Origin of the sequence: Allobosea sp. BH3, from assembly GCF_025499465.1 — a bacterium.
Taxonomy (GTDB): Bacteria; Pseudomonadota; Alphaproteobacteria; order Rhizobiales; family Beijerinckiaceae; genus Allobosea.
The window spans coordinates 492,445-515,682 of sequence record NZ_JAIMCA010000001.1 but is presented as its reverse complement, the minus strand read 5'-3'; the positions used below and the strand labels follow the sequence as shown (position 1 = coordinate 515,682).

The 23,238-nt window shown below is 66.3% G+C and carries 27 protein-coding genes; 12 read left to right on the top strand and 15 right to left on the bottom strand.

The genetic code is table 11. From position 1 onward, the window contains the following. Positions 1 to 71 precede the first annotated feature (71 nt). A complete protein-coding gene (locus BoBH3_RS02490; RefSeq protein ID WP_262329172.1) occupies positions 72 to 1,112 on the bottom strand; it encodes a DUF2125 domain-containing protein in 1,041 nt (346 codons plus the stop codon). Positions 1,113 to 1,261: 149 nt separating this feature from the next. Between BoBH3_RS02490 and BoBH3_RS02485 the strand changes: the two genes are divergently transcribed. Continuing rightward, positions 1,262 to 1,831: a gamma-glutamylcyclotransferase gene (locus BoBH3_RS02485; protein ID WP_262329171.1), complete on the top strand. Its 570-nt coding sequence runs from the start codon at positions 1,262 to 1,264 to the stop codon at positions 1,829 to 1,831. Between the two features lie 6 nt (positions 1,832 to 1,837). On the opposite strand, the gene BoBH3_RS02480 is transcribed toward BoBH3_RS02485, so the two are convergent. From BoBH3_RS02480 to ftsE, 5 genes are all read right to left on the bottom strand, one after another. Beyond that, the gene (locus tag BoBH3_RS02480) at positions 1,838 to 2,230 is read right to left on the bottom strand and encodes a hypothetical protein (RefSeq protein WP_262329170.1); all 393 of its coding nucleotides are present in this window, start codon (positions 2,228 to 2,230) and stop codon (positions 1,838 to 1,840) included. A gap of 106 nt (positions 2,231 to 2,336) precedes the next feature. Continuing rightward, a complete protein-coding gene (locus BoBH3_RS02475) occupies positions 2,337 to 3,098 on the bottom strand; it encodes a lysophospholipid acyltransferase family protein (RefSeq protein WP_262329169.1) in 762 nt (253 codons plus the stop codon). A 114-nt stretch (positions 3,099 to 3,212) separates the two neighbouring features. Beyond that, positions 3,213 to 4,013, bottom strand: a complete 801-nt coding sequence (locus BoBH3_RS02470) for a YdcF family protein (RefSeq protein ID WP_262329168.1) — start codon at positions 4,011 to 4,013, stop codon at positions 3,213 to 3,215. A 106-nt stretch (positions 4,014 to 4,119) separates the two neighbouring features. Then, entirely contained in the window at positions 4,120 to 5,082 is a 963-nt protein-coding gene (locus BoBH3_RS02465) for a cell division protein FtsX (protein ID WP_262329167.1), read from the bottom strand. Then, positions 5,069 to 5,728 (bottom strand): cell division ATP-binding protein FtsE, encoded by a 660-nt coding sequence (gene ftsE / locus BoBH3_RS02460; RefSeq protein WP_262329166.1) that lies wholly within the window; start codon positions 5,726 to 5,728, stop codon positions 5,069 to 5,071. The genes BoBH3_RS02465 and ftsE overlap by 14 nt, the downstream gene beginning before the upstream one ends. A gap of 164 nt (positions 5,729 to 5,892) precedes the next feature. On the opposite strand from ftsE, the gene BoBH3_RS02455 reads away from it, so the two are divergent. From BoBH3_RS02455 to BoBH3_RS02445, 3 genes are all read left to right on the top strand, one after another. Further along, a complete protein-coding gene (locus BoBH3_RS02455) occupies positions 5,893 to 6,762 on the top strand; it encodes an MJ0042-type zinc finger domain-containing protein (protein WP_262329165.1) in 870 nt (289 codons plus the stop codon). A 58-nt stretch (positions 6,763 to 6,820) separates the two neighbouring features. Continuing rightward, positions 6,821 to 7,378, top strand: coding sequence for a hypoxanthine phosphoribosyltransferase (hpt, locus tag BoBH3_RS02450; protein ID WP_262329164.1), 558 nt, complete (start codon positions 6,821 to 6,823; stop codon positions 7,376 to 7,378). Between the two features lie 97 nt (positions 7,379 to 7,475). Then, complete coding sequence (locus BoBH3_RS02445; RefSeq protein WP_262329163.1) at positions 7,476 to 7,850, top strand: response regulator; 375 nt, start codon at positions 7,476 to 7,478, stop codon at positions 7,848 to 7,850. 105 nt (positions 7,851 to 7,955) lie between these two features. Here the strand turns inward: BoBH3_RS02445 and BoBH3_RS02440 are convergent, their stop codons facing one another. Both BoBH3_RS02440 and BoBH3_RS02435 read right to left on the bottom strand, forming a co-directional pair. Next, entirely contained in the window at positions 7,956 to 8,465 is a 510-nt protein-coding gene (locus BoBH3_RS02440; RefSeq protein WP_262329162.1) for a TspO/MBR family protein, read from the bottom strand. 116 nt (positions 8,466 to 8,581) lie between these two features. Then, positions 8,582 to 9,046, bottom strand: a complete 465-nt coding sequence (locus BoBH3_RS02435; protein ID WP_262329161.1) for an Lrp/AsnC family transcriptional regulator — start codon at positions 9,044 to 9,046, stop codon at positions 8,582 to 8,584. Between the two features lie 138 nt (positions 9,047 to 9,184). On the opposite strand from BoBH3_RS02435, the gene BoBH3_RS02430 reads away from it, so the two are divergent. Continuing rightward, positions 9,185 to 10,339: a trans-sulfuration enzyme family protein gene (locus BoBH3_RS02430; RefSeq protein WP_262329160.1), complete on the top strand. Its 1,155-nt coding sequence runs from the start codon at positions 9,185 to 9,187 to the stop codon at positions 10,337 to 10,339. An 80-nt stretch (positions 10,340 to 10,419) separates the two neighbouring features. Here BoBH3_RS02430 and BoBH3_RS02425 read toward each other — a convergent pair whose 3' ends face one another. Beyond that, positions 10,420 to 11,010 carry a glycoside hydrolase family 19 protein gene (locus tag BoBH3_RS02425; protein WP_262329159.1) on the bottom strand — a complete coding sequence of 197 codons (591 nt, stop codon included), beginning with the start codon at positions 11,008 to 11,010 and terminating at the stop codon, positions 10,420 to 10,422. A gap of 65 nt (positions 11,011 to 11,075) precedes the next feature. After that, positions 11,076 to 11,648, bottom strand: coding sequence for a cysteine dioxygenase (locus BoBH3_RS02420; protein ID WP_262329158.1), 573 nt, complete (start codon positions 11,646 to 11,648; stop codon positions 11,076 to 11,078). Positions 11,649 to 11,833: 185 nt separating this feature from the next. Between BoBH3_RS02420 and BoBH3_RS02415 the strand changes: the two genes are divergently transcribed. Then, entirely contained in the window at positions 11,834 to 12,307 is a 474-nt protein-coding gene (locus BoBH3_RS02415; protein ID WP_262329157.1) for an Lrp/AsnC family transcriptional regulator, read from the top strand. A 77-nt stretch (positions 12,308 to 12,384) separates the two neighbouring features. On the opposite strand, the gene BoBH3_RS02410 is transcribed toward BoBH3_RS02415, so the two are convergent. Further along, positions 12,385 to 13,071 (bottom strand): OmpW/AlkL family protein, encoded by a 687-nt coding sequence (locus tag BoBH3_RS02410; protein WP_262329656.1) that lies wholly within the window; start codon positions 13,069 to 13,071, stop codon positions 12,385 to 12,387. A 157-nt stretch (positions 13,072 to 13,228) separates the two neighbouring features. Further along, positions 13,229 to 14,851 (bottom strand): peptide chain release factor 3, encoded by a 1,623-nt coding sequence (locus BoBH3_RS02405; protein ID WP_262329156.1) that lies wholly within the window; start codon positions 14,849 to 14,851, stop codon positions 13,229 to 13,231. A gap of 203 nt (positions 14,852 to 15,054) precedes the next feature. On the opposite strand from BoBH3_RS02405, the gene BoBH3_RS02400 reads away from it, so the two are divergent. Together BoBH3_RS02400 and BoBH3_RS02395 are read left to right on the top strand one after the other, a co-directional pair. Further along, positions 15,055 to 16,425 carry an APC family permease gene (locus tag BoBH3_RS02400; RefSeq protein ID WP_262329155.1) on the top strand — a complete coding sequence of 457 codons (1,371 nt, stop codon included), beginning with the start codon at positions 15,055 to 15,057 and terminating at the stop codon, positions 16,423 to 16,425. Between the two features lie 26 nt (positions 16,426 to 16,451). Further along, on the top strand, positions 16,452 to 17,300 hold the full coding sequence (locus BoBH3_RS02395; protein ID WP_262329154.1) for a class I SAM-dependent methyltransferase: 849 nt from the start codon (positions 16,452 to 16,454) through the stop codon (positions 17,298 to 17,300). A 21-nt stretch (positions 17,301 to 17,321) separates the two neighbouring features. On the opposite strand, the gene BoBH3_RS02390 is transcribed toward BoBH3_RS02395, so the two are convergent. The 3 genes from BoBH3_RS02390 to BoBH3_RS02380 form a co-directional block, all read right to left on the bottom strand. Beyond that, a complete protein-coding gene (locus BoBH3_RS02390) occupies positions 17,322 to 18,089 on the bottom strand; it encodes an ABC transporter permease (RefSeq protein WP_410050554.1) in 768 nt (255 codons plus the stop codon). A gap of 5 nt (positions 18,090 to 18,094) precedes the next feature. Beyond that, positions 18,095 to 19,063 (bottom strand): ABC transporter ATP-binding protein, encoded by a 969-nt coding sequence (locus BoBH3_RS02385; protein WP_262329655.1) that lies wholly within the window; start codon positions 19,061 to 19,063, stop codon positions 18,095 to 18,097. 269 nt (positions 19,064 to 19,332) lie between these two features. Further along, the gene (locus BoBH3_RS02380; protein ID WP_262329152.1) at positions 19,333 to 19,953 is read right to left on the bottom strand and encodes a hypothetical protein; all 621 of its coding nucleotides are present in this window, start codon (positions 19,951 to 19,953) and stop codon (positions 19,333 to 19,335) included. A 226-nt stretch (positions 19,954 to 20,179) separates the two neighbouring features. Between BoBH3_RS02380 and BoBH3_RS02375 the strand changes: the two genes are divergently transcribed. From BoBH3_RS02375 to BoBH3_RS02360, 4 genes are read left to right on the top strand one after another with little or no spacing between them, the layout of a single operon-like run. Beyond that, positions 20,180 to 20,548 carry an EamA family transporter gene (locus tag BoBH3_RS02375; protein ID WP_262329151.1) on the top strand — a complete coding sequence of 123 codons (369 nt, stop codon included), beginning with the start codon at positions 20,180 to 20,182 and terminating at the stop codon, positions 20,546 to 20,548. A 9-nt stretch (positions 20,549 to 20,557) separates the two neighbouring features. Further along, the gene (locus BoBH3_RS02370) at positions 20,558 to 20,683 is read left to right on the top strand and encodes a hypothetical protein (RefSeq protein ID WP_262329150.1); all 126 of its coding nucleotides are present in this window, start codon (positions 20,558 to 20,560) and stop codon (positions 20,681 to 20,683) included. Between the two features lie 4 nt (positions 20,684 to 20,687). Beyond that, positions 20,688 to 21,692: an NAD-dependent epimerase/dehydratase family protein gene (locus BoBH3_RS02365; protein WP_262329149.1), complete on the top strand. Its 1,005-nt coding sequence runs from the start codon at positions 20,688 to 20,690 to the stop codon at positions 21,690 to 21,692. After that, positions 21,689 to 23,137 (top strand): aspartate aminotransferase family protein, encoded by a 1,449-nt coding sequence (locus tag BoBH3_RS02360; RefSeq protein WP_262329148.1) that lies wholly within the window; start codon positions 21,689 to 21,691, stop codon positions 23,135 to 23,137. The genes BoBH3_RS02365 and BoBH3_RS02360 overlap by 4 nt, the downstream gene beginning before the upstream one ends. Positions 23,138 to 23,238: the final 101 nt, after the last annotated feature.

Sequence of the window (23,238 nt, the reverse complement as noted above, 5' to 3'; positions counted from 1 at the left end):
TTCGGCGCCCCTTTTTTCATTTCCGCGTCATTCTCGGGTCGAGCCCGAGCATGACGGCTCCTGAGCGCTGCTCAGTAAAGCGGCTGCAGCGGCTGGACCGGCAGGCGGAACGGGCCGATGAAGACGCGGCCGTCGCGCAGCACGACCGTCGGCAGGGTTGTCAGGCCGGGGGCTGCGGCAGCGTTGCCGCGTCCTCCGCCGAGGAGCCCGCCCAGGCCGCCGAGCAGGTTGCCGATGCGCAGCCCGCCGATCTGCTCGATGCCGGCCGCCGCGAGCCTGAGATCGCCGGCGACGCGATGCATCGGATCGAGCACCAGCTCGCCGCTGCCCTCGACGCGCGCCTTGCCCTTGGTCGAGACGATGCGGGTCAGCTCGAGCGTGCCATTGGCATTGCGCCAGCCTTCGAGCGTGTCCGGATTGAAGCCCCGGCGGAAATTCTCGGCCTGTGTCACCGTCGCCTGGAGGTCGATATCGCCGGTATCGGTGGTTCCGAGCAGAGCGTCGATCACCGGCAGCACCGTGCCCTTGGCCGTCAGCGCGATGTCAACGGCCTGGTCGGCCGGGGGCCGCGTCGGATTATGGCGCAGATGCGCTTCCAGCGTGGCGGCGCGCCAGGTCTCGGGATTGGCTCCGGGCGTCGTCAGCGTTCCGTTTGCCTCGCTGGCGACGAGCGCGAAGCGCTCAGGATGACGCCATCCGAGGCTGGCCTCCAGGCTCTTCCAGGTGATCTCGAGATTGCGGCCTTCCGGCAGCGTTGCGCGGGCTGGGCTCGACACTTCGAAGATGACGAGGCCTGGCGAATAGATCTGGCCGACGGCGAGCGCGGGGCCGGTCTCGACGCGCACGGCATCGCCCCAACGCGTCGAGGTCAGCCCTAGCGCGCTGCAGCGCAGCTCGATGCGGAAGGGAAAGCCGGTGATGGTGCGGTCCGCGCAGGTCCAGGTCCGGCCGCGCGTGACCTCGCGCGCCAGCGCGGCGTCAATCGCTTCCGCGGCGCGTCCGCGGGCGTAAAACCAGAAGGCGGACCAGCCCGCGGCCAGCACGACGAGCATCAGGAAGGGGCCGTAGAGCCAGAAGCGGCTGTGGCGGCGCGTCGGGAGAGGAGCGGTCATGCGGCAGGCATTCCTTGCACGGAGGCGGGCAGCGGTCTAACCGTTTGTTTCAGCATCGGATTTGTCCGAAAATCCGATTCCAGTTTTCGGTCCGATGCTATAGCTCGCCAATCCGGCGGGCGCCAGTATGGCCAGATCATGGGAAGGCGATGACCAAGGAATTCGGCGCGACGGATCTATGGGTCTTCGGCTATGGCTCGCTGATCTGGCGGCCGGGCTTTCCGTTCGAGGAGAGCGTGCAGGGGCGCCTGCACGGCTACCACCGCTCGCTGTGCATCTTCTCGCATGTCCATCGCGGCACGCCGGAGCGGCCCGGCCTCGTGCTCGGACTCGACCGGGGCGGAGTCTGCCGGGGGCTCGCCTTCCGTGTCGCGGCCGCCGAGGCGATCGAGACCGTCGCCTATCTGAGGGCGCGCGAGCAGGCGACCTCGGTCTATATCGAGCGCCAGGTTCCGCTGAAGCTGGAGGATGGGCGGCAGGTGCGCGGGCTGGTCTATGTCGCCGACCGCCGGCATCTGCAATACGCCGGCAAGCTGCCGCCGACGGACCTGCTCAGACTGGTCCGAAGCGGGCGCGGCAGCTCTGGCGAGAACCCGGATTACGTGCTGCAGACACATGAGCACCTGCGCAAGATGGGCATCTACGATCCCGTCCTGGCCTGTCTGGCGCAGGAACTCGCGCCGGGGCTCGGCGCGCCGCATCCGCCACTGAGCGGCTAGTCCGGTTCACGAGTCCATCTGCGGCATCAGGTCGAGCAGGGCGGCGCGGCGGCTCATCCCGTCCTCGGCCAGCAGATGCACATGGATCTCGCAGGCGCCGGCCGCCGCGATGGCGCGCTGCCAGCGGGAGAGCGCCGCCTCGACGCCGAAGGGGCCGGAGTCCCGGGCCGCGATGATGCGCCGCTCGGGCGAGACCGCGAGCAGTACGGCATCGGTGAAGCCGAGCGCATGGGTGTCGTCCGCCGCGAAGACCGAGGCGACGTAGCGCCGCCCGGAGCGACCGCGCCAGGCGGTGAAGCGGCGCTCGCTGAGGCTGGCGGTGCTGCGCATCGGCAGTTCGCGCGCGACCGGCGGCTCGTCGAAGAGATCGGCAATGTGATTGTAGGCGAGAGCGGCCATGTCCGTTCCTCCTGAGATAGGAACAAAATGGGAACGACATGGGGATAAGTCAAGCGTCGGCCGAGACGGTGTCGGGGCTTGAGATGCTGACTGCTGTCAGGGCCTGTCAGGAGTTGGCGAGCGGGTCGATGCCGCGCGCGGCAAGTTCGGCGCGGCCTTCGGCGAGAAGGCGGTCGCTGGCGGTCTCTATCGTCTCCTGCAGCCTGTGCTGGAAGGACACCTTGTCCAGCCCGGGCGGGATCGGCGGCAGGATCTCGATATGGACCGTGCCCGGCCGGCGCAGGAATTTGCGGCGCGGCCAATAGAGCCCGGTATTGAGCGCAACAGGTACGCAGGGCACGCCGAGCTCAGCATAGATATGGGCGACGCCGAACTTGTAGGCCGGTGGAGCGCCCGGCGGGCGCCGGGTGCCTTCCGGGAAGATCAGGAGCTGACGGCCATTCTGGCCGAGCTCGACCTTCGCGCGGCGGGTGACGTGGGAGAGCGCTCTTGCCCGTGCGCCGCGGTTGACCGGGATCATGCGCATCTTGCTCAACGCCCAGCCGAAGAGCGGAATCCAGGTCAGCTCGCGCTTCAGGATGAAGACCGGGTTCCGGAAGATGGTGACGAGCGCGAAGGTCTCGAGGAAGGACTGGTGCTTGGCCGCGACCATCAGCCCGCCCTCGGGAATGTTCTCGAGGCCGCTGATCTCGCAGCGCGTGCCGGCGACAACGCGCAGCAGCCAGAGCGAGGTGCTGGCCCAGGCCAATGCGACCGCCAGCAACACGCGCCTCGGCAGCACCAGCGAGGGCAGGACGCCGAAGATCAGCCAGAGGATGAGAACGCCATAGAACAGGATGTTGAAGGCGAGGGAGCGCAGGACGAGCATTCTGCGCAATGAGCCCGAGACGAGGCCGGGGTCAAGCGCGGCGGCCCGAAAAGTGGGAGCCGTTCTCAAAGCGGGCCCATGCGGTTCAACCGGCGCTTCGGCCGGGAGGCCGCGTCAGCCTTCGTGATGCGGTCGATCGATGAGGCGGGAACGCTTCTCGGCCGCCGGGCCGAGCAGTTCGGCGGGCTTCGCCGAAACCGGCTTGCGGCCGCCGACGATGACGGAGAGACGGGAGGTTTCGGGATCGCTCTCGATGAGGCTGCGCAGCCTTGCGGCCAGGTATTTCACATACTCCGGCACGAGCACCTTGACCGTTCCCCAGTGGCTCCACCAGCCGGCGGTGTCGACATGGTCGGTCACCACCGGATGCACGACGAGGGAGATCTTCGGCATGGCATGGGCGAATTCCGCCAGCGTGCGGGGCATGTGGTAATTCGATGTGACGACCAGAAGCGAGCGGAAGCCGTGCTGGCGTACCCAGCGCCGCGCTTCGATGGCATTGCCGATGGTGTTGCGGGCCCGGTAGTCGAGATCGACGCAACAGGCCAGAAGGTCGCGCGCGGCCGGGTTGAGCTTGGCGAGTTCCTCGCGACCGGTTCGCTCGTTGACGCCGCTGATCAGAAGCCGCGCGCCGCGGTCGGCGCCGAGCAGGCCGATCGCATCGCCGATACGCTGGGCGCCGCCGGTGACGACGACGATAGCGTCCGTGCGCGGCGTGCTCGCAGGTTCCCGCGCGTCGATCGCCGCGGCGAAGCGGATATAGCCGAGGGCGAGCAGAAGGGTTCCCACGCAGGCGAGAGCCACGGCCGCCAGGGCCAGGAGCCGCAGCGGGGAGGTGCGTACGGCAGGCTCCGTGCGTCGGGCCGTGGTTTCGCTCGGCGCCATCGCGAGATGGGCGTTTCTGCTACCGGTCATGGCCATGACAGCCCCGGGATAACCCGCCAATCGGGCATAACCACGGCAGGGCGATGCCCTCTCGCGCCACAAGCGTAAACGCCGCTCGCCGGCGAGGGCGCGGCGCTCACGCCAGCGCCCCGAGATAGCGACGGACGGTGACGCGCGAGACGAGGCCCGCGATCGCCGCCACGACTACGGCGACCATTACGACCGCCGCATAACCCGCCCAGCCGATCTCGAAGGCACCGAACAGCGCCTGGAGTTGCTCCGCCTCCGGGGCCGTGCTCCAGCGCGAGGCGATGAACCCCAGCACTGCGATGGCTATGATGGCAGCGAGCCCGCCGGCCGCTCCGCCCTTCAGTCCCAGCCGGATGAAGCGGCTCTGGAATTCGCGGGCGATGAAGTCGTCATCGGCGCCGACGAGATGCAGCACCTCGACGCTGTCCCGGCTGCCGGCCATGGCACCGCGCGTGGCGAAGGCGACCGCGAGCGCGGTCGTCGTCAGGATCAGCATGACGATGGAAAAGCCGGAGATGACGATGGTGCCGGCCATGGCTGAGAGACGCCGCACCCAGAGTCGGTGGTCGTCTAGGATCGCGGTCGGCACCTCGCGGCGCAGCAGCGGGCCGAAGGCCGCGAGATCGGGACTTTCGCCCGCCTTCAGCCGGAGGACGATCAGGCGCGGAACCGGCAGCTCGACGAGGTCGAGCCCGGTGCCGAGCCAGGGCTCGAGCAGCTTGTCCGATTCCGCCTTCGGGACCGCTCGCACGCCCTCGACGCCTTCCAGCGTCTGCGCCATCGCGACGGCGCGCGCCACGTCCTTCTCGACGTCGCGGCGCGAATCGGGGCGGATCTGGATGGTCATTTCGTTGGAGACGGCGCCGCGCCACTGGTCCGAGGCGCGGGCGGCGAGGACCGCGGCGCCGGCGCTCAGGGCGGCGAGGAAGGTCAGGATCGCGATCACGGCCATCAGCGCCTTGCCGGCGACGCTATCCACCGGGACGAGCGGCTGGTCGCGCCGCAGGTTGGCGGGCAGTCTGCGCTCTACGCGCTCCTGCTCGTGATAGCCGATCTCAGTCGTCGACATGGAGATGCCCGTCGGCCAGTACGAGGCGTGGCGCGTCGTAGATGTCCATCAGGTTGAGATCGTGCGTGGCGATGACCACTGCGGTGCCGAGCTGCTGCAGCTCCATGAACAGCCGGAGCAGGCGGCGGCCGAGGCCGGGGTCGACATTGCCGGTCGGCTCGTCGGCGAGCAGCAGCTCCGGGCGGCCGATCAGGGCACGCGCGATGGCGGCACGCTGCTTCTCGCCGCCGGAGAGCACGGGTGGCACCGCATGCATGCGCTCGCCGAGCCCGACCCAGCGCAACAGCTCGACGACCTCGGCGCGATAGCTGGCCTCCTCCTTACCGAGCACGCGCAACGGCAGAGCGACATTCTCGTAGACGGTCAGGTGATCGAGCAGGCGGAAATCCTGGAAGACGACGCCCATGCGGCGCCGGAAGGCGGTCAGCGTCGGGCTGTCGAGGCGCGAAACATCCTGCCCGAACAGGCTGACGAGGCCGCGCGTGGGCTTCAGAGCCATCAGAATCAGGCGCATCAGCGTCGTCTTGCCGGCGCCCGAGGGGCCGGTGAGATACTGGAACGAGCGCGGCGCGATGCTGAAGTTGATGTCCTTCAGCACCTCCGGGCCCATGCCGTAACGCAGGCCGACATTTTCGAACCGAACCAAGCGGTCTTCCTCGTCCTTCCGATCCGCGAATCCGCGCCCGATCCTACACGGCAACGCGGCAGAAAGATCGGGGCCGCGAGAGCTTGCCCCAAGTTTCTTCACGAGGCGTTAACCATAACGCGGCTCAATGGCTGAGGCCGTCTCCCTACCCCAGCTCCGGCACCATGCTGATCGTCTGCCCCTCCTGCGCCAGCCAATACGAACTCGATGCGGCCAAGATCGGGCCGGACGGGCGCAAGGTGCGTTGCGCGAGCTGCAAGACCGCCTGGCACGTCATGCCGGAAGCGGAGGCGTTTCCCGCGGCGCCCAGCGCCGCGGAGACGCAGGCCCTGCTCGAGGAGGAGCTGGAACGCGCCGCCGCGATCGATGCGGAGATCACGGCCCTCGCTGCCGAGGCCGATGCGCGGATCGCCGCCGCGGAGGCGGAAGTGGACGTCGATACAACGATCGAAAGCGAGAGCGGTGGCGGGAGCGAAGATGCCGTCGAGGCGGAGCCCGTCCCCTTCGTCACCGCGCCGGCCGGGCGTCGCAAGCCGTCCCCGCGCAAGCCACCCATTGCCAAAAAAATGACCTTCGGCCGTTGGGGCGCTGCGCAGCCGGCCGCCGCGGCGCTCGCCGGGCTTGCCCTGCTCGGCATCCTGGTCTGGCAGCGCAACGCGGCGGTGCGGATGGCGCCGCAGTTGGCCGATGTGTTCGCGCTGGCGGGCCTGCCCGTCAACGTCAGGGGCTTGAGCCTGAGCTCGGTTGAGAGTGGGCTCGTCGAGGACGGCCAGGGGCGCTTCCTCGTCGTCGAAGGCGACGTCACCAACATCACCAAGCGCAAGACCGAGGTGCCGCTGATCGAGGTGGCGGTGACCGACGCCACCGGGGCGACGCTCTACAGCTGGACGACGCAGCCGCCGCGGCCCAGCCTGGAGCCGGCCGAGCTGGTTCGTTTCCGCGCGAGGCTGGCTTCTCCACCGGAGAAAGGCCAGTCCGTGCGCGTCCGCTTCACTTCCGTCGCGACAGCCGCCAATATCGCCCGCGTGAATTGACGCGGCCGGGAGGCTCGGCTCCGACGAAGCGGGGCCGCCAGTGCGAGACGGAGATGCCATGCCGGAACGGCGTATCAGGGTTCTTTACGACGAGGCCGCGATCGCGCGGCGCAACGAGGAGATGGCGCAGGCCATCGCGGCCAGCAACCCGAAGGATCTGCTCGTCGTCGCCGTGCTGAAGGGCAGCTTCATGTTCGCTGCCGACCTGATCCGGGCCATGCATCGCGCTGGCCTCGCGCCGCAGGTCGAGTTCGTGCACCTGTCCAGCTATCGCGCGGCCACCGTGTCCTCGGGCCAGGTCGAGATCCTGCGCGACGTGCAGAGCGAGGTGCGCGACCGCGACGTGCTGCTGGTCGACGACATCCTCGAATCCGGCCGCACGCTGGCCTTCGCCAAGGATCTGCTGGCGGCGCGCGGCGCCGCGCGGGTCTGGAGCGCGGTGCTGCTGGAGAAGCCGGGCAAGCGCGCCGTCAACATCCACCCGGATTATGTCGGTTTCGAATGCCCGGATTATTTCGTGGTCGGTTACGGAATGGATGTGGCCCACTCCTATCGGCAGCTGCCCTTCGTCGGCGTGGTCGAGACCGATGACCAGGCCGGCCTGCCCGGCATCTAGAGCATTGCGCGAAAAAGTGGGAACCGGTTTTTCGCATAGAGCAATGCTCCGCATTTTGACGATGTCGTCAAAATGCGACGTGATCTGAGGAGCTGCGATGTCCCGTATCCTGGTCGTCGATGACGAGGAGCCGCTGCGCGTGCTGGTGGCGCGCGGCCTCGGCATGGACGGCCATAGCTGCCTCACCGCCGCCGACGGCGCCGAGGCACTCGACATCCTGATTGCCGAGCAGGGCCGCTTCGACCTGCTGCTGACCGACATCCGCATGCCGCTGATGGACGGCATCGCGCTGGCGCTCGCCGCCAAGGCGCAGTTTCCGGAGCTAACGATCATGCTGATGACGGGCTATGCCGAGCAGCGCGAGCGGGCCAAGAGCCTGGAGGCGATCGTTGCGGAGGTCATGACCAAGCCCTTCACCATCGCCGATCTGCGCGCGACGGTGATGAAGGTGATCGAGCGCTCGATCGGCTGAGCCCGCAGATCGCCGCGCGTCCTGTCGGATGCGAAGTGGCGATCTGGATTTTTGTTTGGCATCAGATTCATCCGAAAAGTGGAATCCACTTTTCGGTCTGATATCTTAGCGGTTCAGCCACCAGATCGAGGCGTTGAGCAGGGTGGCGAAGCCGACCCAGGCGAGATAGGGCCAGAACAGGTTTGCCGCGAGCCGGTCAAGCGGCCTGAAGGTCGCGATCGTGGCGAGGATCGCCGCCAGCAAAGGCAGGATGACCGCGAGGCCGGCCAGCGGGCTGTTGGCGCCGAAGAAGGCGAACGACCAGGCGAGGTTCAGCAGAAGCTGCAGGTGATAGGCCAGCAGGGCACGGCGGCGCCCGGGTATGCCGATCGGCAGGCGCAGGATGCGGAACACCGCCAGCGCCATCATCGCATAGAGCGCCGTCCAGACGGGCGCGAAGATCCAGTTCGGCGGATTGAACGGCGGCTTCGCCAGCCCTGCATACCAGCCGGGGATCTGGGGGACGGTTGCCGCGCTGCCCAGCAGGGAGGCCGCGATGACGGGAAGAGCCGCGATGAGCAGAGCGGCCCAAAGCGGCGTGCGGCGTTCGGTGGACAGTCCCGGAAGCGTACTCATGCCTTGAAAATGAGTCGGGCTCGCGCGGGAGACAAGGCCATCAGGTGGTCGCCGACATGCTTCGTGGTCATGGAACTTTTTCCGATCCGCCGAGGGCGAGATGCAGGCAACTGCGCTCAGTCCCTCTGTGTCGGCCCAACGACTTCGCGCATCGCCACATAGGTATAGAACGACGCGACGTTGGGATCGTCGTGGAAGACTTCGCGGGCGAAGGCGGCATAGGCTTCCATGCTCTCGACCTGGAGGTGGAGGACGAAATCCGCGCCCCCGGTCACATAGGATGCCTGGCGGATTTCCGGCCGGGAGCCCAGCCTGCGCGCGAACTCGTCGGCGAGCTGCGAACCCCGAACGAGCGAGACCAGCACATGAATGGTGACGGGCACGCCGAGCACGGCGGGAGACACGATCGAGATATCGGCCGTGATGACCTTTTCCGCCCGCAGCCGCCGCAGGCGGCGCAGGACGGCGCTCTGCGACAGCCCGACTCGCTCCGCCAGAATGCGGGCCGGAGTCTGGTTGTCGCGCTGCATCTCTGCCAGCAGCGCGTGGTCGAAACGATCGAGGTCGGTGGTTTTCGTCATACTGCGTTCCTGGATGACCGAAATAGTCGCTCATCGATGAAAAACGCCAACTAAAATTTCTGCCGGTCGCTAGGATGTCTTCCATTGGCCGGGTACGGCCTTCAATTCGCAGCCGCAGGACGACGGGACCGAAAGACGATGAGCACGAAGAGCTGGAAGCCCCGCAGCCTTGCCGCGCAGGCCATGGGCAAGATCGACCCGCAGACGCGTGGCGTCGTGCCGCCGATCCACATCTCGACGACCTATATCCGCGACGAGGACAACGGCTATTCCTCCGGCTTCATCTATGGCCGGCCTGATAACGAGACCGTGCGCGAATGCGAGAGCGTGCTCGCCATGCTGGAAGAGGCCAAGGCCGGTGCGCTGTTGTTCGGCTCGGGCATGGCGGCAGCGACGGCAGTGTTCCAGGCGCTTTCGCCAGGCGACCATGTCGTCGCTTCCAAGGTGATGTACTGGGCCCTGCGCGCCTGGCTGCTGACCGAGGCGACGCGCTGGGGGTTGAAAATCGATTTCGTCGAGACCGACGACCTCGCTGCACTCAAGGCGGCGGTCAAGCCGGGCGTGACCAAGCTCGTCTGGGCCGAGACGCCGTCCAACCCGCTCTGGACCATTACCGATATAGCCGCGGCGGCGGAGATCGCGCACAAGGCCGGCGCCAAGCTGGCGGTCGACTCGACCTGCGCCTCGCCGGTCCATACCCGCCCGCTGACGCTCGGCGCCGACATCGTGATGCATGCGGCGACGAAGGTGCTGAACGGCCATTCCGATGTCGTGGCAGGCGTGCTCTGCGCACGCGAGGACGATGAATTCTGGAACCGCGTCAAGACAGTACGGAAAGGGCAGGGCGGCATCCTTGGCCCGTTCGAAACCTATCTGCTGATGCGGGGCCTGCGGACGCTGCATGTCCGGCAGGAGCGCCAGTCGGCTTCGGCGATGGAGCTGGCGCAGCGCCTCTCGGCGCATCCGCTGGTGGCGCGTGTACTCTATCCCGGCCTGCCGCAGCATCCGGGCCACGACATCGCAGCCCGCCAGATGGAGAACGGCTTCGGCTACATGCTCTCGGTGCAGGTCACCGGCGGTGAGGCCGCGGCGATCAAGGCCGCGGCCCATGTCGGGCTCTACAAGCGCGCGACCTCGCTCGGCGGCGTCGAGAGCCTGATCGAGCACCGCGCCTCGATCGAAGGCGCAGGCTCGCCCTGCCCGACGGATCTGCTGCGCCTCTCGACGGGCATCGAGGATGTCGAGGATCTCTATGGGGATCTGGATCAGGCGTTGAAGGCGGGGCACCGCTAATTCCAGCCTAGGCGCCCCAAGACAAAAGCGCGGGGAACCCTCTCCCGGAGGGAGAGGGTTCCCTCACCCTTGTCGGCTGCTTAGACCCAAAGCCCCTTCGCCCGCTCGAGATAGCGCGTCCGCTCGGCCAGCCCGTTGCGGCCGCCGTTGATCAGCTTCGTCACCTGCGCGAGGTCGTCGGCGTCGGCGGCGGGGTTGATCTCGCGCTCGGTCCAGTAGGCGAAGGCGACAGCGAGCGAGATCTCCGGTTCCTTCGCGCGCTCGGGATCGGCTTCGAGATCGATGCCGAGGATCTCACTGAGGCGGCGGTAATTGGCGCGGCCGGTGAGCTGGAAGATGCCGCGGCCATGATAGCGCAGGCCGTCGCCGGCCTGGGTGTTGCCGAGATCGCGCCGGCCCTCGTAGCGGAGGAAATACGCCGCGCCGCCATATTCCTCCAGCGTCCGGAAGCCGTCTGTCTCATGGGCCGCCTGCGCCAGGAAATGGCAGAGGCGAAGCCGCGTCTCGATCTCGTGCTCCTGCGCCAGCCGGTCGAAGCCCCGGGCGATGCCAGCAAGGATCGCCGGGTTGGCCGAGGGCGCCAAGCGCAACAGCAATTCGGAGGTGACGGATAGGTCAGGCGACGACGAGGCGCCGAGCCCGATGAAATCTGCAACGCCGCGCATCGACATGATGATGTCCCCCGAAAGGGCAGCATCATCGACGGCGTGCGCTTGGCGGGGAAAAGTGCGGGAGATTATCCCCCGACGTGGAGCGCCGATTCGCGAACCGGCTGGGGCGGGAGGCTCCATTCGCTGACGGCTGTGTATTCGGTCTCAATCGATGAGGCATGCAGCCGGTGGTCGAAGCCGTAGATGTGGATCGAGATCGCGTCGCCCGGTCCGAAATTCCGCATGCGGTGGATGTTCGGGCCCGAGGGTAGCATGCAGGCGACATAGCCCGCCTCCCGCCGTTGCTCGCCGGTCGGCACGGCGCGGGTCGCGTCGATGGCGCGATACCAGGTCTCGGTGACGGTGCCGGAGAGGACGCCGAAGCAACAGGAGCAATGGTGGTCGTGGATCGAGGTGGCCGAGTCTTCGCCCCAAACCATCGCCCAGACGCTGACCTCGTCATCGCCGGCGAGCAGGTTGCGCGCATAGCAGCCGGGCCTGCGCGATAGCGGCAGCGACTGGACCAGGTCCGGAACCGCCACGAGCTCGCGCAGGACGCTGCGTGCAGCCGCCAGGTAATCCTGCGAGAGCGTGCCTTCATCGGTGCGCAGGTTGCGCAGCACGGCTTCACGCCGCTTCTCGCCCAGAAGTCCCTGCATAGCTCGTCCCAGTCCCGATTCCGATCGGAAAAGGATAGCGTCAGCGGCTGGAATCGGTTTGCGAGTTATTCGGCTACCTGCGCGGTTGTTGGAAAATCAAACTCGTTTTTTCGGAAAATGGAGAAAATTATTGCCGTGAGTGGTGCCGCAGCGATATTCAGATTCTAAATCGGTCTGGGGGTATGATGAGCAAGCTCGACGCTTTCGATCTGCGCATCCTGGCGCAACTGCAGGAGGATGCGAGCCTGCCGCTGGCCGAACTCGCGGAGGCGGTAGGCCTCTCGCCGACGCCGTGCTGGCGGCGCGTTCAGAAGCTGGAAGTGAGCGGGCATATCCGCAAGCGCGTGGCGCTGCTCGACCGCGAGAAGCTCAAGGCGGGTGTCACCGTCTTCATCGCGGTCAAGACGGCGCGGCATTCGATGGAATGGCTGGAGCGCTTCCACGCTGCGGTGAACGATCTGCCGGAGATCGTCGATTTCTACCGGATGAGCGGCGAGATCGATTATCTGCTCAAGGCCTGTGTCTCCGACATCGCCGCCTACGACGCGCTGTACAAGAAGCTGATCTCGCGCATCGACTTGAGCGACGTCACCTCGATGTTCGCGATGGAGGAGTTGAAGTCGACGACGGCGATCCCGCTCGGCTTCGCCGGCTCATGAGCGGCGGCAGGGCCTCCTGAACGAAAGAGGGGAGCGGCAAGCCGCTCCCCTCTCCGCCGCCCCAGTCGAATTCCGGCTCAGAAGCGATAGGTCACGCCGGCGCCGATCAGCCACGGGTCGATCTTGACCTTGCCGGCGACCAGCCCGTTGTTCACCTTCACCTTCGGCTCCAGGAAGATCTTCTTCACGTCGAAGTTGAAGCCCCAGTGCTTGTCGATCATGTAGTCGAAGCCGGCCTGGAGGGCGAAGCCGAAGGAATCCTTCAGGTCGAAATCGGTGAAGCCGCCCTTGGCCTTCTCGTTGAAGAAGACGGTGTAGTTCACGCCGGCGCCGACATAGGGCTTGAAGGCGCCGAAATCGGTGAAGTGATACTGCAGCATCAGGGTCGGCGGCAGCAGCCAGGCTGAACCGATGCGCGCGCCCGCCAGCGAGCCCGCGCCCTTCACGTTGTGCGGCGTGACGCCGAGGATGAGTTCGGCGGCGATGTTCTTCGTGAAGAAGTAGGTGATGTCGAGCTCGGGCACGACCGAGTTCGAGATGTCGACTTTGCCGCCGACGACCGGCACGCCGCCGAGCTTCAGGTTGGCCTCTTCCTGCGGCATGACGAAGAGGGCGCGGCCGCGGACCATCCACGGGCTCCAGCTCTCGAGCGCAGGAACGAAGGGCGCGGCCTTCTTCGAGGGCAGGTCGCCGGCCTGTGCGCCGGTGAGGGCCGTGGCGCCGAGCAGCGCGGTGGCAAGGGAAAGGCGGATCGAACGAGACATCATAGGCGGCAGCCCCCGGAGTAGCGAAGCGCGGGCGCCCGGTTGGCGTCTGCGATTCATGCCTCCATGAGCGCCCGTTTCGCGGGCCGCGAATTGATGCGGATCAATCGGGGACGAGCCGGCGGCGGCCTGTCACTTTCAGGCCACAGTTACCGCCTCAGCCCTTTGCGACCTTCTGGTAGTCCTTCACGTCCGAGAACGTGACGTCGGGCGCGCGCTCGGCGTCGTATTTCAGCGTGAACTGCGAGGAGGCCATGAAGACCGGGTCGCCGTCGAGATCGTCGGCCATGGCGGAGGGCTTGGCTCCGACGAATTTCTCGAGCGCGACCTTGTCTTCGGACGAGACCCAGCGGGCGAGGGCGAACTGGCAGGGCTCGAAGTCGACCGGCAGCGAATACTCCGCGTCCATGCGCTCCTTGAGCACGTCGAGCTGGAGCGCGCCGACGACGCCGACGATGGCGGGCGCGCCGTCATGCGGCAGGAAGATCTGGACGACGCCCTCTTCGGCCATCTGCTGCAGCGCCTCGCGCAGCTTCTTGGCCTTCATCGCGTCCTTGAGCTTGACGCGGCGGAGGATTTCCGGGGCGAAGCTCGGCACGCCCTTGAAGACGATGTCCTCACCCTCGGTCAGCGTGTCGCCGATGCGCAGCGTGCCGTGGTTGGGCAGGCCGACGATGTCACCCGCGAAGGCTTCCTCCGCGATCGAGCGATCGCGTGCGAAGAAAAACTGCGGCGCATTGAGCGGCATCGGCTTGCCGGTGCGGACCAGCTTCGCTTTCATGCCGCGCGTCAGCTTGCCCGAGCAGACGCGCATGAAGGCGATGCGGTCGCGATGGTTCGGGTCCATGTTCGCCTGAATCTTGAAGACGAAGCCGGTCATCTTCGGCTCGCCCGCCTCGATCGGGCGCTTGTCGGCGAGCTGGGCACGCGGGCTGGGGGCATAGGTCCCGAGCGCATCGATCAGGTCGCGCACGCCGTAGTCGCGCAGCGCCGCGCCCCAATACAGCGGCGTCAGGTGTCCCTCGCGGAAGGCCTGCAGGTCGAACGGCTTCAGGCCCTCGCTGGCGAGGAAGACCTCCTCGCGCCAGGTTTCGACATCGCCATTCGGGAGCGCCTCGTCGAAGAAGGGGTCGTCCCAGCCGTTGACGCGCTTGTCCTCGGCGTTCTCGTCGCCCTTCTGGTTGCGGCGGAAGGTGTTCGCCTTGAGATCGTAGGTGCCGACGAATTCGCGGCCGCGTCCGACCGGCCAGGTCATCGGCGCCACGTCCAGCGCCAGCGTCGTCTCGATCTCGTTGATCAGGTCGAACGGATCGCGCGTCTCGCGGTCGACCTTGTTGATGAAGGTGACGATCGGGATGTCGCGCAGGCGGCAGACCTCGAAGAGCTTCTTGGTGCGCTCCTCGATGCCCTTGGCGGCGTCGATCACCATGACTGCGCTGTCGACCGCGGTCAGAGTCCGGTACGTATCCTCCGAGAAGTCTTCGTGGCCTGGCGTGTCGAGCAGGTTGAAGACGTGGCCGCCATATTCGAAGGTCATCACCGAGGTGACGACCGAGATGCCGCGCTGGCGTTCGATCTTCATCCAGTCCGAAGAGGTCTGGCGGCGGCCCTGCTTGGCGCGCACCTCGCCGGCGAGCTGGATCGCGCCGCCGAAATAGAGCAGCTTCTCGGTCAGCGTCGTCTTGCCCGCGTCCGGGTGCGAGATGATGGCGAAGGTGCGCCGGCGCGCATGCGGCGCAGCATCTGCGGCCGGTGCCGTACTGGTCGAAAGATCGGTCATGGCCGGTGTGAAGACAGGATGAGCCGGGCGAAGTCAATCGGCGAGAGCGCCTCGCCGGGGTTCTGAAAGGCGGGCGGGCGTGCTGGCGCTCACGGTTCCGTGAGAATTTCCAGAGCTTTCGTGACCGGAACAACCCGGCATCCGGTCACATTCTCTGCAGCATCCTGCGCATCGCGATGGCGACCAATAATAAGGGGACTGGCATGGCATCCGCCGCTTCGGGCGAACCGCAACCGACTTTATCGGTGTTCGACGCCGTCACGATCATGGTCGGCATCGTCGTCGGCATCGGCATCTTCAAGACGCCCTCGCTGATCGCCGCCAATGTCGGCAGCGAAATCGCCTTCATCGGTGTCTGGGTTGCGGGCGGCATCGCCACGCTGATCGGCGCCCTCTGCTATGCCGAGCTTGCTGCCGCCCATCCCCATGCCGGCGGCGAGTATCACTTCCTGTCGCGAGCCTATGGCAGGCCGGTGGCGATGCTGTTCGGCTGGGCGCGGGGCGCGGTGATCCAGACGGGTGCGATCGCCGCCGTCGCCTTCGTGCTGGGCGATTACGCGGCACAGGTGCTGCCGATCGGACCTTACAGCACGGCGATCTATGCAGCGGTCTCGATCGTGGCGCTGACGGCGCTCAACGTGATCGGCACCGTCCAGAGCAAGACGATGCAGATCGCGATGACCTTCGTCGAGATCGGCGCGCTCGGTGCGATCATCGTGATCGGCCTGGTCTGGGGCGGCGCGCCGCAGCCCGCCGCTGCGGCTGCGACGACGGCGGCCCCGGAGGCTGCGCTCGGGCTCGCCACGGTCTTCGTCTTGTTGACGTATGGCGGCTGGAACGAGGCGGCCTATCTTTCCGGGGAACTGAAGGACCCGGCGCGCAACATGGCGCGCGTCCTCGCCATTGGCACCGCCGTTCTGGTGGCACTCTACGTGCTCGCCAACCTCGCCTTCCTGGCCATCCTCGGGCTGGACAACCTGCGCAGCTCCCAGGCCGTGGCCGCCGACATGATGCGGCTGGTCGCGGGCGAGACCGGCGCGAAGATCGTCAGCCTCGCCATCGTGGCGGCGGCGCTTTCCACGCTGAACGCAACGATCTTCACCGGCGCACGGGTCTATTATGCCATGGCCCGCGACATGACGCTGCTGCCGCGCGTCGGTGACTGGGACCAGAGGGGCCGGGCACCGGCCAACGGGCTGATCCTGCAAGGCCTCGTGGCGCTGCTGCTCGTCGTGTTCGGAGCGGCGAGCCGGGACGGCTTCCAGTCGATGGTCGACTACAGCGCGCCGGTGTTCTGGGCGTTCCTGCTGCTGGTTGGCGCGGCGCTGCCGATCCTGCGCTGGCGCGAGCCCGGGCGGGAACTGCCCTTTCGCGTGCCGCTCTATCCGGTGACGCCGATCCTGTTCTGCCTCGGCTGCCTCTACATGCTGCACGCCAGCCTCGCCTATACCGGCCGTGGCGCCCTGGTTGGCCTTGCCGTGGTGCTGGCCGGGCTTCCGCTCCTGCTGTTCCGGCGCCGGCCGGAAGCCGTTCCTCAACCAGCGCCTGCCGCGGCCCCGGCCGCCGCCGAATGATCGACCGTCAGACAGGGAGAGACAGAATGAAGACCCTTCGCATTCTCGCGACCGCCTGCGCCATCGCATGGGTTGGAGCCGCGCCTGGTTACGCCCAGCCGGTCCAGGCGACGAAAGATCCCAGCACGGTTCCGGACTATGTCCCGCGCTCCGGCCAGGCGGGCAAGGACGTCGTCTGGGTGCCGACGCAGCAGACGCTGGTCGACCGCATGCTCGATACCGTTCGCGTCACACCGCAGGACTACGTCATAGATCTCGGCTCGGGCGACGGCCGGACGGTCATTACGGCGGCCAAGCGTGGCGTCAGGGCGCTCGGCGTCGAATACAATCCCGACATGGTCACGCTTTCGCGCCGTGCTGCCGAGGCCGAAGGCGTCAGTGACAAGGCGCGCTTCGTTCAGGGCGACATCTTCGAGACGGATTTCAGCGAGGCGACGGTGCTGACGCTGTTCCTGCTGCCGGAGCTCAACATGCGGCTGCGCCCGACGATCCTGAACATGAAGCCGGGCACGCGCGTCGTCTCCAACACCTTCATGATGGAAGACTGGCAGCCGGACGAGACGATCAACGTCGCTGACAACTGCTCGACCTATTGCCGGGCTTATCACTGGGTCGTGCCCGCCAAGGTCGCCGGCACCTGGCGGCTCGGCGATGGCGAGCTGAAGCTGAGCCAGAACTTCCAGATGCTTGCCGGCTCGCTGACGCGCGGCGGCAAGGAGCACTCGATCACGGAAGCGAAGATGAAGGGCACCGAGATCAGCTTCATGGCCGGCGGGCAGCGCTATACCGCCCGCGTCGAGAACGACCGCATGACGGGGCGCAGCGAAGGTTCCGGCGCGAGCCAGGACTGGCAGGCGACGCGCTCCAGCAGCTAGTGCCGAAAGCGGGCTACCGGCTCAGTTCTTGAGCCGGTAGCCCGTGTGGAAGATCCAGCCGACTGCGGCGATGCAGGCCGCCAGGAAGAACAGGGTCATGCCCAGGCTGAGGCCGAGGCTGACATCGGCGATGCCAAAGAAGCTCCAGCGGAAGCCGCTGATCAGGTAGACGACCGGATTGAACAGCGTCACCGTCTGCCAGAAGGGCGGCAGCATCGAGATCGAGTAGAAGGAGCCGCCGAGGAAGGCGAGCGGCGTCACGATCAGCAGCGGGATGACCTGCAGCTTCTCGAATCCGTCCGCCCAGATGCCGATGATGAAGCCGAACAGGCTGAAGGTCGTCGCCGTCAGCACGAGGAAGAGCAGCATCATCCAGGGGTGCTCGATCCTGAGCGGCACGAAGAAGGTCGCCGTCGCCAGGATGATGAGGCCGAGCAGGATCGATTTCGTGGCAGCCGCCCCGACATAGGCGATCACCACCTCCCACCACGCCACCGGCGCCGAGAGCAGCTCGTAGATCGTGCCGGTGAACTTCGGGAAATAGATCGCGAAGGAGGCGTTGGCGATGCTCTGCGTCAGGAGCGAGAGCATGATCAGCCCCGGCACGATGAAGGCGCCGTAGGGCACGCCCTCGACCGACTGCATGCGCGAGCCGATCGCGCCGCCGAAGACGATGAAGTAAAGCGAAGTGGAGAGCACGGGCGAGACGATGCTCTGCAGCGGCGTGCGCCAGGTGCGCGCCATCTCGAAGCGATAGATCGCGGCGATGGCGTGCGGGTTGAAGCTCATGGCAGTCATGGCTGCTCCCTCGTGCGCTCTCTCACCAGGCTGACGAAGATATCCTCCAGCGAGCTCTGGCTGGTGCTGAGATCGCGGAAGCGGATGCCGGCTTCGGAGAGGGCCTGCAGCAGCGCCGTGATGCCGGTGCGCTCAGCCTGGGTGTCGTAAGAGTAGGTGATCTCGTCGCCATCGGCGGAAAGCTTGAGGCCGAAATCGGTAAGGGTCTCGGGCAGCGCCGCCAGCGGCTGCTGGAGCTGAAGGGTCAACTCCTTCTTGCCGAGCTTGCGCATCAGCTCGGCCTTCTCCTCGACGAGGATGATCTCGCCGCGCGAGATGACGCCGACGCGGTCGGCCATCTCCTCGGCTTCCTCGATGTAGTGCGTGGTCAGGATGATGGTGACGCCCTCGTCCCTGAGCCGGCGCACCATCTGCCACATATCCTGCCTGAGCTCGACATCGACGCCCGCGGTCGGCTCGTCGAGGAAGAGGATGCGCGGCTCGTGTGCCAGCGCCTTGGCGATCATCACGCGCCGCTTCATGCCGCCGGAAAGGCGGCGAATCTGCGTGTCCTTCTTGTCCCAGAGCGAGAGCTCCTTGAGGATGCGCTCGATCAGGGCGGGATCCTTCGGCTTGCCGAAGAGGCCGCGGCTGAAGCTCACCGTGGCGCGGACGGTCTCGAAGGCGTCGGTGGTCAGCTCCTGCGGCACGAGGCCGATGGCCGCACGCGCCGCCCGGTAGTCGCCGAGAATATCGTGGCCGTCTGCGAGCACCGTGCCCGTGCTGGGCCGCACCAGTCCGCAGATGATGCTGATCAGCGTGGTCTTGCCGGCCCCGTTGGGGCCGAGCAGGGCGAAGATCTCGCCCCGGTTGATGGCGAGATCGATCGACTTCAGCGCACTGAAGCCACTCGCATAGGTCTTCGACAGGCCGGAGACCGCGATGATCGGTTCGGTTGTCGGGGGAGAGGTCGGAGAGGAGGACATGGACGGCATATAGGCCAGCTCGGCACGAGTTGCGATGGCGGGGACGTGCCGGAAAAGCATGGCTGCCTGTCAGCCTGCGGCGGGAAGCTCTCTTATATGCGAAGGCCGGGCGCTGGCCCGGCCTTCTTCGTCACCTTATTTCATGAAGAACCACAACAGGATGATGATCGGGATCGGAACACCGACAAGCCAGAGAAGGATCGAGCGCATGAGCAGCCCCTCGTTGCAATGATGATGCTGCGGCAACGCTTTCGGATGAAGGAAGGTTCCTAAAGGTCGGCTGCGCTCGCATGCCAGAGCGGCAGGTAGCCCTGCGCCAGTGCTGCCAGCGTGGCGGGCGGCGTGAGTACGGTCGCCATGCCGGCAGGCCGCTCGCGGCGGGCGATGTAGCCGGCCGGGGACCAGAGCAGGGCGCCGTCCCCGCGCAGCGCGAGGAAGCCTGCGCCGGACAGCACCATCGCGCCGTCCGGAAGCTGTTCGGCCGGTAATAGGTGCGTGCGCTTTGCCCGCCCGTCGCGACGCTCGCCATCGAGGATGCGGTCGATCTCCGGGAACAGGGGCGCTTCGGCAAGCCCTAACCCCTTCACCAGCGCATCGCGATAGGCCAGCGCATCGCGGCGGCGGCATTCCATGCAGGGACGGTGACCGGCGGCGAGCGCCGTCACCTCGTCGCAGAAGAACAGCTCGGTGTAGCCGCGTCCCCAGACCTTGCGCCGGCGCCCCTTGAAGGACAGCAGGCAGCAGAGCCACTGGCGCGTCGCCTGGATGCGCAAGGGCACGGCATGGCTCGCGGGATCATGGAAGCGGCCGCCGCGATTGCCGTACATCGTGCCGCGCGCCTCGTCCGTGAAGAGGGTGCCGTCCGGCCTGACGCGATTGGGGAGGGGCATGGTCCGAAGTCCCTAGCGGGCCTCCTCAGGATGAGGGCTGAGCTGCTCGGACGATCCTAGCGCGTCTCACGTCGAACTGTGGCAGCGTCGGCTGGGTCCGGCTTTCGGCAATCGAAGCAGCTTCCCCTTAACGCTAGGATCAATCGGCTCCCGTTCCCTAAGGCATTTGAAGTATTTTCCGCTGCATCTCGACAGCGCCAAGCGATGCGGAGCGGCCTGCGCCACGATGACGAGCTATATACCCCTGATCCTGTTCACGGTGCTGACCAACGCCGCCGCCCAGCTCATGCTCAAACGCGGCATGACAGGCATCGGCTCCTTCGACGTCGCGAACGACGGGCTGATCGGCACGGTCTTCCGCGTCGTCTTCAATCCGTTCGTCTTCGCGGGACTGTGCACCTTCGTCATCAGCATGGCCTCGCATCTGATCGTGCTCTCCAAGGTGCAGATCAGCTACGCCTACCCGTTCCTGAGCCTCGCCTATGTCGTAGTCGCGGCCTATGCCTATTTCGTCTTCAACGAGGACCTGAGCCTGACGCGCGTCGCCGGCATCGGCCTGATCGTCCTCGGCACCGTCTTCATCGCACAAAGCTGAGAGGGAACCATGGACCTGATCGTACGCTTGTTCCTGCGCCTCGGAGCCCTGCTGGAGCCGCCGGCTGCGCCGCGGCCCATCCCTGTGCCGGTGCGCAACCAGCGCCCGCGCCTGCCGGTCGATCCGAGGGGCTGAGACGGTGAAGCATATCATCATCGGCGGCGACGGCTTTGTCGGCTCGCGCCTGGCGGCTGATCTTGTGGCCATGGGCGAGGACGTCCTGGTCGCAGACATCCAGAAGAGCGACCATCCGCATTACGCCACGGTGCCCTTCGTCAACGCCGATGTGACGCGGCCCGAAAGCGTCGAGGCCCTCCCGCTCTCGCCTCAGGACGTGGTCTACAATCTCTCGGCCAAGATGCTCTCGCCGATCGTGACGCGGGCGGAGCGGCACGAATTCTTCTGGCCGGTGAATTATCACGGCACCCAGAACATCCTGCATTGGATGGAGAAGAGGGGCGCGAACCGGCTCGTCCATTTCACCACCGACATGATCTACGGCCATTCGGTCACCGTGCCGCAGGACGAGACGCATCCGGCGAAGCCGCTGGGCGAATATGGCGAGAGCAAGCTCGCGACCGAGCGCCTCGCCGACGAGTACCGGGCGAAGGGCTTCAGTATCCCGATCTTCCGCCCGCGGCTGATCATCGGGCCGGGGCGGCTGGGCATCCTGGTCAAGCTGTTCAAGCTCATCGACATGAACCTGCCGGTGCCGATGATCGGTGGGGGCAACAACCCCTACCAGTTCATCTCGGTCTTCGACTGCGCCAGCGCCTGCGTCGCCGCCTGGAAGGCGGGTTTCCCGAACGAGGCCTATAATCTGGGTTCCGACGATCCGCCGCCGGTGAAGAAGTTGCTCGGCGACCTGATCAAGCATGCCGGCTCGAAATCGATCCTGCTGCCGACGCCCGCGCCGCTGGTGAAGCTCACCCTCGATGCGCTCGACGCGATCAACATGCCGATCATGGATCCGGAGCAGTACAAGATCGCCGACGAGATTTGCATCCTCGATACGTCGAAGGCGAAGCGCCAGCTCGGCTGGAAGCCGCAACATCGCGACGAGGACATGCTGCTCGCCGCCTATACCGAGTACCGCAAGGCCAAGGATGGCCAGAAGCCAGCCGAGAGGAGCCTCGCTGCATGAGCATGCCCGCCTTCAAGCCCGAGGATGCGCCCATGACCCCCGCCCGGCCGCAGCTCATCAGTGTGGAAGCCGCCAAGCAGCTCGACGCCGCGCAGGTGAAGGAGCTCTTCGCTGCGCATATCAACCCCGGCCAGCTGCATTTCCTGAAGCTGCTCGGCTTCGACAAGATCCTCGTCGATCACGCCGAGGGCATGCATTACATCACCAAGGATGGCCGCAAGATCCTCGATTTCTTCGGCGGCTTCTGCTCGGTCGCCTTCGGGCATAATCATCCGCGCATCATCGCCGCGCGGCAGAAGTTCCAGGACGAGAACCGCCACGAGATCTGCATGGCGTTCATGTCGCAATACGCGGCCGCGCTGGCAAAGAACCTCGCCACAATCGCGCCGGGCGATCTCGACATGGTCTTCCTCGGCTCGTCCGGCTCGGAAGCGATGGAGGCGGCGCTGAAGGTCGCCGAGCAGGCGCAAGGACCGGCCAAGTCGAAGATCCTGCACGCAGCGAATTCCTTCCACGGCAAGACCAAGGGCGTGCTCTCGGTCACGGATTCGACGCTCTACCAGTCGCAGTTCAAGCTGGTCGAGAACCGGGTCAAGGTGCCCTTCGGCGACATCGAGGCCGTGCGGCAGGCACTGGAGAGCGATCCGTCGATCGGCATCGTCGTGATGGAGACGATCCAGGGCGGCGGCGGCATCGTCGAGGCGCCGGAGGGTTTCTGGCGCGAGTTGCGTGCGCTCTGCGACAAGCATGGCGTGCTCTGGGTCGCCGACGAGGTGCAATGCGGGCTCGGCCGCACCGGCCAGTTCTTCGCCTTCGAACGCGACGGCGTGGTGCCGGACGTGACGGCGCTGGCCAAGGCGCTCGGAGGGTCGAAGGCCGCTGTCGGCGCCATGATCGCGCGGCGCGAAATCTACATGAAGGCCTATGGCAAGCCGAAGAACGCGCTGATCCATGCGCAGGCGACGTTCGGTGGCATGGGCGAGGCCTGCGTCTCGGCGATCGAGGCCCTCAACGTCCTCTATGACGAGGATCTGATCGGCAATGCGAAGCGCCAGGGCGACTATCTGATCGAACGGCTCAATGAACTGCGGGTCAAATACCCGACCCTGCTCAAGGAGATCCGCGGGCGCGGGTTGATGCTCGGCGTCGAATTCCAGGACATCAGCGAGACCATGCCCTTCGGCGTGAAGCATATGGTCGCGCTGCTCGACGACAAGCTGAAGGGCTCGCTCTGCGGCTTCGTCGGGGCGCTGCTGCTGAAGGAGCACGACGTGCTCGTCGCCTTCACCGAATACAACCGCAACGTCATCCGGCTCGAGCCGCCGCTGATCGTCACGCGCGAACAGTGCGATGAGTTCATCGCGGCGCTGGATGACGTGCTCTCGCGCGGTGTCACCGGCATCGTCACCAGCTATCTGCGCAAGGTCGCCGCCGCGAAGGGCTGAACCGAGCCGTCATTGCTTCGTCGCTTCGCTTCTCGCAATGACGTGAAGCGTCGTGGACCAAAAAAAGAGGCCGGCTTGCGCCGGCCTTTTTTGAGTCTTGG